The sequence below is a fragment of the Streptomyces himastatinicus ATCC 53653 genome, assembly GCF_000158915.1.
Lineage (GTDB): Bacteria > Actinomycetota > Actinomycetes > Streptomycetales > Streptomycetaceae > Streptomyces > Streptomyces himastatinicus.
In genome coordinates this window covers 3,901,742-3,910,927 of sequence record NZ_GG657754.1, presented here as the reverse complement: position 1 = coordinate 3,910,927, position 9,186 = coordinate 3,901,742, and the positions used below count along the sequence as shown (strand labels likewise).

General features: G+C 71.9%; 10 protein-coding genes. 6 read left to right on the top strand and 4 right to left on the bottom strand.

Features of this window, described 5'->3' with window-relative positions; all coding sequences use genetic code 11:
* Nucleotides 1-165: 165 nt before the first annotated feature.
* Nucleotides 166-729: a hypothetical protein gene (locus SSOG_RS15870; protein WP_245606304.1), complete on the bottom strand. Its 564-nt coding sequence runs from the start codon at nt 727-729 to the stop codon at nt 166-168.
* Between the two features lie 54 nt (nt 730-783).
* On the opposite strand from SSOG_RS15870, the gene SSOG_RS15865 reads away from it, so the two are divergent.
* Together SSOG_RS15865 and SSOG_RS15860 are read left to right on the top strand one after the other, a co-directional pair.
* Nucleotides 784-1,767 carry a DMT family transporter gene (locus SSOG_RS15865; protein ID WP_009715248.1) on the top strand — a complete coding sequence of 328 codons (984 nt, stop codon included), beginning with the start codon at nt 784-786 and terminating at the stop codon, nt 1,765-1,767.
* A gap of 119 nt (nt 1,768-1,886) precedes the next feature.
* Entirely contained in the window at nt 1,887-2,840 is a 954-nt protein-coding gene (locus SSOG_RS15860; protein ID WP_039937712.1) for an IS481 family transposase, read from the top strand.
* Here the strand turns inward: SSOG_RS15860 and SSOG_RS15855 are convergent.
* Complete coding sequence (locus tag SSOG_RS15855) at nt 2,837-3,937, bottom strand: magnesium and cobalt transport protein CorA (RefSeq protein ID WP_039937709.1); 1,101 nt, start codon at nt 3,935-3,937, stop codon at nt 2,837-2,839. The genes SSOG_RS15860 and SSOG_RS15855 overlap by 4 nt on opposite strands.
* A 457-nt stretch (nt 3,938-4,394) precedes the next feature.
* Here SSOG_RS15855 and SSOG_RS15850 point away from each other — a divergent pair, with 457 nt between their 5' ends.
* From SSOG_RS15850 to SSOG_RS15840, 3 genes are all read left to right on the top strand, one after another.
* Nucleotides 4,395-4,997, top strand: a complete 603-nt coding sequence (locus SSOG_RS15850) for a suppressor of fused domain protein (RefSeq protein ID WP_009715245.1) — start codon at nt 4,395-4,397, stop codon at nt 4,995-4,997.
* A gap of 90 nt (nt 4,998-5,087) precedes the next feature.
* Nucleotides 5,088-5,726: a DUF6758 family protein gene (locus SSOG_RS15845; protein WP_009715244.1), complete on the top strand. Its 639-nt coding sequence runs from the start codon at nt 5,088-5,090 to the stop codon at nt 5,724-5,726.
* 104 nt (nt 5,727-5,830) lie between these two features.
* On the top strand, nt 5,831-6,706 hold the full coding sequence (locus tag SSOG_RS15840; RefSeq protein WP_009715243.1) for a PHP domain-containing protein: 876 nt from the start codon (nt 5,831-5,833) through the stop codon (nt 6,704-6,706).
* 81 nt (nt 6,707-6,787) lie between these two features.
* On the opposite strand, the gene SSOG_RS52360 is transcribed toward SSOG_RS15840, so the two are convergent.
* Nucleotides 6,788-6,943 (bottom strand): hypothetical protein, encoded by a 156-nt coding sequence (locus tag SSOG_RS52360; RefSeq protein WP_009715242.1) that lies wholly within the window; start codon nt 6,941-6,943, stop codon nt 6,788-6,790.
* Nucleotides 6,944-7,164: 221 nt separating this feature from the next.
* Between SSOG_RS52360 and SSOG_RS15835 the strand changes: the two genes are divergently transcribed.
* Nucleotides 7,165-8,094: an NYN domain-containing protein gene (locus tag SSOG_RS15835; protein WP_009715241.1), complete on the top strand. Its 930-nt coding sequence runs from the start codon at nt 7,165-7,167 to the stop codon at nt 8,092-8,094.
* Here the strand turns inward: SSOG_RS15835 and SSOG_RS15830 are convergent.
* Nucleotides 8,091-8,954, bottom strand: coding sequence for an alpha/beta fold hydrolase (locus SSOG_RS15830; protein WP_009715240.1), 864 nt, complete (start codon nt 8,952-8,954; stop codon nt 8,091-8,093). The genes SSOG_RS15835 and SSOG_RS15830 overlap by 4 nt on opposite strands.
* Nucleotides 8,955-9,186 lie beyond the last annotated feature (232 nt).

The following is a 9,186-nucleotide window of genomic DNA, read 5'->3' as shown; positions in this document are numbered from 1 at the left end:
GCCCCTCCGGGCGTAACCCCCAGCCCCTCCGGGCGTAACGCCCAGCCCCTCCGGCGCTTGAGGAGCGGGGTCCAGGGGCGGAGCCCCGGCGGGGTCCGGGGCGGAGCCCCGCATCGGGGGTCCGGGGGCTTGCCCCCGGTTTCGGGAAGGGGCGGGGTGGGGAAATCAACCCGCCTTGCGGGCCCGCTTCCCCCGCGCCAACAGCTTCGGCAACCCCGCCGGAATCGGCCGCCGCGTCACGGCGGAAGTCGGCAGCGGCGCCGCCGCGAGCGACCCGGACTCCGCCTCCACCAGCGCCGCACCAGGCACCGGCTCCAACCGCAGCACCCGGCACTCCCGGGCCCACCGGTCCTCGATCGAGTCCGCGTCCACCGCGTTCAGCCGCTTGCCCTTCAGCTCGCCGACGGCCGCCGTCCACGCCTCTCCGCCCGGGGTGAGTTCGACCACCCGCGCGGGCCAGCCGACCAGCCGCCCGCCCTTGTCCTTGCTGCGGAAGGTCACCGTCGCGGTGCCGCCGTCCACGAGCCCGAGCCCCTTCAGCGGCTGCTCGTCGGGGCCGTCCCCGACGAGGCAGACGGCGCCCTCGTGCCAGATGTGCCACAGGGCGCGGGCGGCACCCTCGGAGCCCTGAACCCAGACCAGGGCGGACTTCTTGGCCGCCTCCTCGACCAGGGCACGGTCGATCGGGTCCATGGCGTCCAGCGGCGTAGGCGTAGGCGTCGGCGTCATGCGAACAGCCTAGGACAGCGCGGCCGGTGCCCTCCGCGCATCCCACCCAGCGAAATGACAGTTCCATGCACGGCGCACGCACCTTACGCTGAGCCCGTGCCCACGACGCGCTCCACCCGCACGCCCGCCGCCGTCATCACCGCACCGCACCCGTCCCTGGACGCCGCCCTGCTGGCCGTCGCCGTCGCCGGGGTGTCGCTCTCCGCCCCGCTGGCCGCCGCGACCGCGGCCCCCGCCCTCGCCATCGCGTTCTGGCGCAACGCCATGGCGGTCGGCGCCCTCACCCCGCTCGCGCTGTGGCGCCACCGGGGCGAGCTGCGCCGGATGGGGCGCCGGGCGGTGGCGCTCTCGGCCGCCTCGGGGGCGCTGCTCGCCGTGCACTTCGGGACCTGGCTGCCGAGCCTGCACATGACGTCCGTGGCCTCCTCGACCGCGCTGGTGACCACGACCCCGATCTGGACCGCGCTGCTGCTGCGGCTGCGCGGCCACCGCCCGTCCCCGGCGGCGACCCTCGGCACGGTGCTCGCGTTCCTCGGTGTGGTGATCCTCACCGGGGTCGACCTGTCCGCCTCCCCGCAGGCCCTCGCGGGCGACGCGCTCGCCCTGGTGGGCGGCGTGGCCGCGGCCGGGTACGTGCTGCTGGGGGCGGAGGTGCGCCGGGTGGCCAGCACGACCGCGTACACCTATGTCTGCTACTCTACGACCAGCGTGTGCCTGCTGCTGACCTGCCTGGTCGCGGGCGCGCGGCTGCACGGCTACGGCGCGGACACCTGGCTGAAGCTGGTGCTGCTGATGGTCACCGCGCAGCTGCTCGGGCACACGCTGATCAACCGGGTGGTCAAGGGCCTGGGCCCGTCCGTGACGTCGACCGCGATCCTGCTGGAGACGCCGGGCGCGGCCCTGATCGCGGCGGTGTGGCTGGGCCAGCAGCCGCCGGTCGCCGCCTACCCGGCGCTCGTGGTGATCCTCGGCGGGCTCGCGCTGGTCGTCCTGGCGGACCGTAAGCAGCCCCAGGACGCCCCGCGCACAGCCGACTAGATGTGCTGTCCCGGCACGTTGGTGACGGGCGACGCGCCGTGAGGGGTGCTTGAACGAGGCGAGGGCCTCTGGTTTCGGTGTGGATTGCGACATCTGCACCAATGCCCAGGAGGCCCTCGTTGATCCACCGTAACGCCCCGCTGACCCCGACCGGCAGGCTGCGTCTGGCCCGGTGCGTCGTCGACGACGGCTGGCCGCTGCGGCGGGCGGCCGAACGGTTCCAGGTCAGCCACACCACCGCCGCTCGCTGGGCCGGGCGCTACCGCCGCCACGGGGCAGCGGGTCTGCACGACCGCTCCAGCCGCCCCCACCACTCACCACGCCGGACGCCCGCCTTGGTGGAGGAGCGGGTGCTGCGGATGCGCCGTGAACACCAGATCGGTCCGCTGCGACTGGCGGCCCGTGCCGGCGTCGCCGCCTCTACTGCTCACCGCATTCTTCAACGCCACGGCCTGCCACCACTGGCCACGCTGGACCGGGCCACCGGCGAACCCGTCCGCCGGTACGAACGCTCCCGCCCCGGCGAGTTGGTCCACATCGACGTCAAGAAACTCGGCCGCATCCCCGACGGCGGCGGCCACAAAGCCCTGGGCCGGGCAGCCGGCCGCAAGAACAGGAACGGGACCGGCCATGCCTTCCTGCACACCGCGCTGGATGACCACTCCCGCCTTGCCTACACCGAGCACCTGCCCGACGAGCAGGCGGCCACCTGTGCGGACTTCCTGCGTCGAGCTGCCGCCTGGTTCGCCGCACGCGGCGTGACCGTCGAGCGGGTGCTGACCGATAACGCCTGGGCCTACAGCAAGAACACCTGGCACCACACCTGCCGTGAGCTGGGTATCCGCCCACGCTGGACCCGCCCCTGGCGGCCCCAGACCAACGGCAAGGTCGAACGCTTCCACCGCACCCTGCTGGACGAGTGGGCCTACCAGCGGCCCTACACCTCAGAAGGCGAACGGCAGGCAGCGTTTCCCGACTGGCTGGACTGGTACAACTACCACCGACCCCACACCGGAATCAGCGGCCGCACCCCAGCCAGCCGCATCACCAACCTCTCCGGACAGCACAACTAGAGCCAGCCGTTCCGCTTGAACCCGCGGTGGATCGTGACACAGATCCCGACCGTGACGGCCAGCACCATCGGGTAGCCGAACCTCCAGTGCAGCTCCGGCATGTAGTCGAAGTTCATGCCGTAGATCCCGGCGATCATCGTCGGAACGGCGCAGATCGCCGCCCAGGATGTGATCTTTCGCATGTCCTCGTTCTGGGCGACCGTCGCCTGCGCGAGGTTCGCCTGGAGGATCGAGTTCAGCAGGTCGTCGAAGCCCAGCACCTGCTCGTTGACCCGGGCCAGGTGGTCAGCGACGTCCCGGAAGTACTTCTGGATGTCCGGGTCCACCAGCCGCATCGGACGCTCGCTCAGCAGCTGCATCGGCCGCAGCAGCGGCGAGACGGCCCGCTTGAACTCCAGCACCTCCCGCTTGAGCTGGTAGATCCGGCCCGCGTCGCCGCCGCGCCGGGAGGTGGCCTGCGAGAAGACCTCGATCTCGACCTCGTCGATGTCGTCCTGGACGGCGTCGGCGACCGCCAGATAGCCGTCCACGACCTGGTCGGCGATGGCGTGCAGCACCGCCGAGGGGCCCTTGGCCAGCAGCTCCGGGTCCTCCTGGAGCCGGTGGCGCAGGGCGCGCAGCGAGCCCTGGCCGCCGTGCCGCACGGTCACGATGAAGTTGTGGCCGGTGAAGCACATCACCTCGCCGGTCTCCACGACCTCGCTGGTCGCGGTGAGTTCGGCGTGCTCCACGTAGTGGATGGTCTTGAAGACGGTGAAGAGGCTGTCGTCGTACCGCTCCAGCTTCGGCCGCTGGTGCGCCTGCACCGCGTCCTCGACGGCCAGCGGGTGCAGCCCGAACTCCTGTGCGATGCCCGCGAACTCGCGCTCGTTCGGCTCGTGCAGACCGATCCAGGCGAAGCCGCCCTCGGCACGCACCCGCTCCATCGCCTGCGCGGGGCTGACGTGGTCGCTGACCCGCTTCCCGTCGCGGTAGACGGCGCAGTCGACGATCGCGCTGGTGACGGACGGGTCGCGGGTGGTGTCGTAGTTGCTGGCCTTGTGGGCCAGGCGCAGGGCGGGGCGGACGGCTGCACGCAGGTCACGGATCATCGACATGACGGGCTCCTTCACGGGCCGGCCGTCAGCGGCGGGCGCGCGGCGCAGCGCGGCGCCCGGAAGGTGGACGTACGGTACTCCCCTGAGGCGTACGTACGTCCGCAAAGCGGGCGGCGCTCCGTGCGATGGCGCTGACGGAAGTTCGCGGAGAACAAAGAACAGATGCGATACGAAGGCGCTCTGCCGTCACATGCCCTTGATGCGAGAAGACTTCACGTGTTTCACCGCGAGGCGGTGGGGTACGGAAGGTTTCAGATCATGAAGCCGCATACCAAGGGGAAACGACGGGAGAACTGTCGGTACTGCACGGTCGACTAGGATCCACCGCAGCCCCACCTCCTCCGGCCGGTCCCCCGTGGGGGACGACGTATTTCCCTGGGCAGGCAGCAAGGCTATCAGTCGGCAGAACCGTTAAGCCGCCGCTTTGCCCGTTCGATACGCGATCTATGCTCACCGCATGTCAGACGTTACGCAGCTGGTCGAGGCCCGGTTGATCACCGCGCTGGGCGAGCCGGACGCCCGCGCAGCCGTCACGTTCGTCGGTACGGACCGCATCGAGGTGCTGCGTTTCCGCGCGGACGGGAACGTCGTCCGTTACGCCACCCTCGGCATGTCGGACCATCCGATGACCGACCCCACCGCCGCCGTCGCCGACCACCTCCGCGGCCCGCGCGCCGAGCTGGTCCTCACCGTGCGCAGCGGCGCCCCAGGACCCGGCTCCGCCGTCCTGGACGAGGTGCTGCGCCCGCTCGCCGTGCTCGCCGCCTCGCCGCAGGTCGAGGGTGTGGTGGTGGCCCCGGGCGCGTCCCTGGAGCTGGGCGGCCCGCTGTGGACCGGGGCGCCCTTCACCTCCGTACTCGTCGGCGAACCGGGCGGCCTGGTCCAGGACTTGGAGCTGATCGAGCCGATGGAGCCGGTGCGCTTCCTGCCGCTGCTGCCGATGACCGGGAACGAGGCGGCGTGGAAACGGGTCCACGGCGCCGGGGCCCTCCAGGACCGCTGGCTGCGGCACGGTACGGACCTGCGCGATCCGGCCAGGGCCGGTGTGCCGCTCGTCTGAGGCCCGTCCTATGTGCCGTCGGAAGCCCGTTCCCTCCACACGGGTGATCGTCCTTGACGTGGGGACGGGCGGGGAGGACCGTGGGGCCCTATGAGGGGCGAACCCAGTTGCCCGAAGTGCGGTGGCCGGGTGCGTGCGCCCGGTCTCTTCGCCGACTCCTGGCAGTGCGGTGTGCACGGCATGGTGCACCCCGTTCAGCCGGTCGTCCCGCCGAGCGTGGAAGCACTCGTGGTGGTCACCAACCGCGCCAGGGTGCCCGTATGGATGCCGTGGCCGCTGCCCGTCGGCTGGCTGTTCACCGGGGTCGCGTGCGCCGGTGACGACCGCAACGGCGGCCGCGCGACCGTCGTGGCCTGCTCGGGCCCCGGCCCGCTGGGTGGCCCGGGGGAGCTGCTGCTGATCGCGGAGGAGCTGGGCGTGGGGCTCGGCGCGCGGTACGCGGGCATTCCCGGCCCCGACCCCGGACCCGGGATGCGGGTGGACAAGCCGCCGCACGTCAAGGTGCTGGCCGCCGGGCGGCCCACCCCGCTGTGGCACGTCGAGGGCACTCCGGACGACCGCGCGGTGTTCGCGGGCGAGGCGTGCGGGCTGTGGCTGTGGGCGGTGGTCTGGCCCGAGCAGACCGGGCTGCTGATGTACGACGAGATGGTGCTCACCGATCTGCGGGACGCGGGCGCCGAGGTGGATCTGGTGCCGTGCGGTGCGCTGTCGCCGCGGCTGCTGTCCTGACGTACGGGCCGCGATGATCACCCCCTGACGCGGGCATGCCCCGCACTGCGGCTACCCTGAAGCAGGCTGCTTGTTCACCCTGTTACCGCTGGGAGCCCGCGTTCGTGCGCATCGATCTGCACACCCACTCCACCGCGTCGGACGGTACGGACACCCCCGCCGAGCTGGTGCGCAATGCCGCCGCGGCCGGTCTGGACGTCGTCGCGCTCACCGACCACGACACGGTCGGCGGCTACGAGGAGGCGGCCGGGGCGCTGCCGGAGGGGCTGACGCTGGTCACCGGCGCCGAGCTGTCCTGCCGTCTGGGCGGGGTGAGCCTGCACATGCTGGCGTATCTCTTCGATCCGGCCGAACCCGAGCTGGCGCGCGAGCGTGAGCTGGTGCGCGACGACCGGGTGCCCCGGGCCAAGGCGATGGTCGCGAAGCTGCGCGAGTTCGACGTGCCCGTCACCTGGGAGCGGGTGGCGGAGATCGCCGGGGACGGGGCCGTCGGGCGGCCGCACATCGCGACCGCGATGGTCGAGGCGGGCGTCGTGGAGAGCGTCTCGGACGCGTTCTCCTCGGAGTGGCTGTCGAACGGCGGCCGGGCGTACGTGGAGAAGCACGAGCTCGACCCTTTCGAGGCGGTCCGGCTGGTCAAGGGCGCGGGCGGGGTCGCCGTCTTCGCGCATCCGCTGGCCGTCAAGCGCGGCGAGTGCGTACCGGAGAGCGCGATCGGGGAGCTGGCCGCGGCCGGTCTCGACGGCATCGAGGTCGACCACATGGACCACGACGAGCCGACGAGGGCCCGGCTGCGCGCGATCGCCGCCGAGCACGGGCTGCTCACCACGGGCTCCAGCGACTACCACGGCAGCCGTAAGACCTGTCGGCTCGGCGAGTACACCACCGACCCCGAGGTCTACGCCGAGATCGTGCGCCGGGCGGCGCTGGCCCCACGCGAAGCGCCCCCGTACGACGGCGTACGGGGGCGGCTGCGGTAATGCGTCGGGTGCGGTCACTCTCGTCTCGTCGGTGACCCGTCTGCGTCCGTGTCTGCTGTTACTACTTCTGCGTCGGTGCTACTACCGGGCGGCGGTTTCGGCTGGACGGATGTAGATGCGCTGGCCGATCGCGGCGGCCTGCTGCACGATCCGGTTGACGGAGGCGGCGTCCACGACGGTGCTGTCCACGGCGTTCCCGTCGACATCGTCAAGACGCATGATCTCGAAGCGCTGCAAGGCTTCTCCCTTCGTCTGATCCTCCTGCTGGAGAACTGGTGGGTACGGGAGACGCGCGGCGTCGCTGCCGCGCGTTCCACAACCTGTTCAACGAAGCATGCCGTGAAAACATTCCCTACGCTAATGAAATTTTTCGCCAGACTAAGTATTCCCTGGTCGGGCGCCGATCGGACGGAGTCCGGTTGTGCCCCTCCGGAAGGGGCCCGGAGAATGAACCGCGTATGAGTGACGTGATGCCCCCGGGCCAACCAGACCTCGCCTCGATCGTCGACGGCATCGAGCGCACCAATGAGCTGCTACAGCGTGTGCTGGCCGAGGTCGCGACCACGCCCTCCACCCACGCGATCTTCGTGGACGCCGGATATGTCTACGCGGCCGCCGGGCGGCTCGTCGCCGGAACGGAGGACCGCCGGGCCTTCGAGCTGGACGCGGAGGGGATCATCGAGGCGTTCATCGACAAGGCCCGGATGATCTTCCCGGACAGCCGGCTGCTGCGGGTCTACTGGTTCGACGGGGCCCGGCGCCGCATCCACACCCCGGAGCAGCAGAGCATCGCCGAGCTGCCCGACGTCAAGGTCCGGCTGGGCAACCTCAACGCCAACAACCAGCAGAAGGGCGTCGACTCACTCATCCGCTCCGACCTCGAATCCCTCGCCCGGCACCGGGCCATCGGCGACGCGGTGCTGATCGGCGGCGACGAGGACCTGGTCTCCGCCGTCGAGGCCGCGCAGGGCTACGGAGCGCGCGTCCACCTGTGGGGCATCGAGGCCCTCGACGGGCGCAACCAGGCCGAGCCGCTGCTGTGGGAGGTCGACAGCCAGCGCACCTTCGACCTCGACTTCTGCAAGCCGTACGTCACCCGGCGGGCCACCGGCTACGAGCCGAACGGCGACACGCCCCTGTGCGGGCCCGCGCCCTCCCGCGACGAGGTGCGCTTCATCGGCGCGCAGATCGCCGCCCAGTGGCTCTCCGCGCGCGGCCGCGAAAGCCTCGCCGACCTGCTGCCCGGCCACCCCTATCTGCCCGGCTCGGTCGACCAGGAGCTGCTGATCGACGCGGAGGGGATGCTGCGGCTGTCCCTGCGCGCCCACGCCGATCTGCGGCGCGCGCTGCGGGACGGCTTCTGGGAGCACCTCCAGGCGCAGTACTAGGCGATGCTGTCCCAGAACGTGATCAGCGCGTCCGCCGTGGGATGCGGCCGCTCCGCGTTGGGGGAGTGCTCCGCGCCCTCGATCACGGTCCGGTGGGCGGACAGCCGTTCGGCCATCGCGTCCATCAGCGGCACCGGCCAGGCGTAGTCCACCTCGCCCGACAGCACATGCTTGGGGAGCGCCGTCGCGGCCAGCTCCCCGACCCGGTCCGGCTCGCCGTTCAGCTGCCGCCCGGTGGCCATCAGCTGCTCCGGAACGGTGCCCATCCAGCGCGTGTGCAGAAAGTCCCGTACGCCGGGCGGGGTCACCTCATCGGCCGCCTCGGGCGGATCGAGTTCGCGCATCGCCAGCCACACGGACTCCATGTCCATCGCGCCCAGCGCGTCGATCAGCAGCTTGGTGCGGGCCTGCTGCGGGGGTGCGATGGCGGCGGGCCCGGAACTCATGATCGTGAGCGAGGCGAAGGCGGCGGGGGAGCGGAGCACGGCGGCCCGTGCGATCAGCCCGCCGAGCGAGTGCCCCAGCACATGCACCGGCCCCGCCCCGTCCGCCAGCGCCGTGGCCTGGGCCAGCAGATCCCGCGCCAGCTCGTCCTGCGCGTACGCGGCCTCGTCGCGCGGCCCCCGGCTCTCGTGCTGCCCCCGCCCGTCGACCGCGACCGCCCGGAACCCGGCGGCGGCCAGCGGCTCCAGGAGCGCGATGAAGTCCTCCTTGCTCCCGGTGAACCCCGGTACCAGCAACACGGTCCCCCGCGACGAGCGCCCGGGCCGCGCGTCATGCACGGCGAACTCGCCACGCGCGGTCGACAACCGAAGGGCGCGCGCGCCCGCGGGAAGGGTGAGAAACGGCGGCCTGCTCATGGGAACGAGGCTATACAGGACGCGGAGAACGGGGCGTGAACGCTGTGTTGTGGCTCCCCGCCGAGGTTTGGGGGCGGGGCCCTGGGACCCCGCCGGGCCCGCCCCGCGCGAGGGCGTACGCACGCCCGGGGCATGCCGCAGGCGCGGGTTCCGTGGGGGCGTAGGCACGCCTCCGCGGCCCCTTGGCGCAGGCACCGTGGGCTGGCAGGTACATCAGGGGCGCGGGGGCTCG

Bases quoted from the DNA above. Each gene is read 5' to 3' on its own strand.
- SSOG_RS15870 (WP_245606304.1), bottom strand. From the start codon at position 729: ATGACGCCGACGCCTACGCCTACGCCGCTGGACGCCATGGACCCGATC.
- SSOG_RS15865 (WP_009715248.1), top strand. From the start codon at position 784: ATGACAGTTCCATGCACGGCGCACGCACCTTACGCTGAGCCCGTGCCC.
- SSOG_RS15855 (WP_039937709.1), bottom strand. From the start codon at position 3,937: ATGTCGATGATCCGTGACCTGCGTGCAGCCGTCCGCCCCGCCCTGCGC.
- SSOG_RS15850 (WP_009715245.1), top strand. From the start codon at position 4,395: ATGTCAGACGTTACGCAGCTGGTCGAGGCCCGGTTGATCACCGCGCTG.
- SSOG_RS15845 (WP_009715244.1), top strand. From the start codon at position 5,088: ATGAGGGGCGAACCCAGTTGCCCGAAGTGCGGTGGCCGGGTGCGTGCG.
- SSOG_RS15835 (WP_009715241.1), top strand. From the start codon at position 7,165: ATGAGTGACGTGATGCCCCCGGGCCAACCAGACCTCGCCTCGATCGTC.
- SSOG_RS15830 (WP_009715240.1), bottom strand. From the start codon at position 8,954: ATGAGCAGGCCGCCGTTTCTCACCCTTCCCGCGGGCGCGCGCGCCCTT.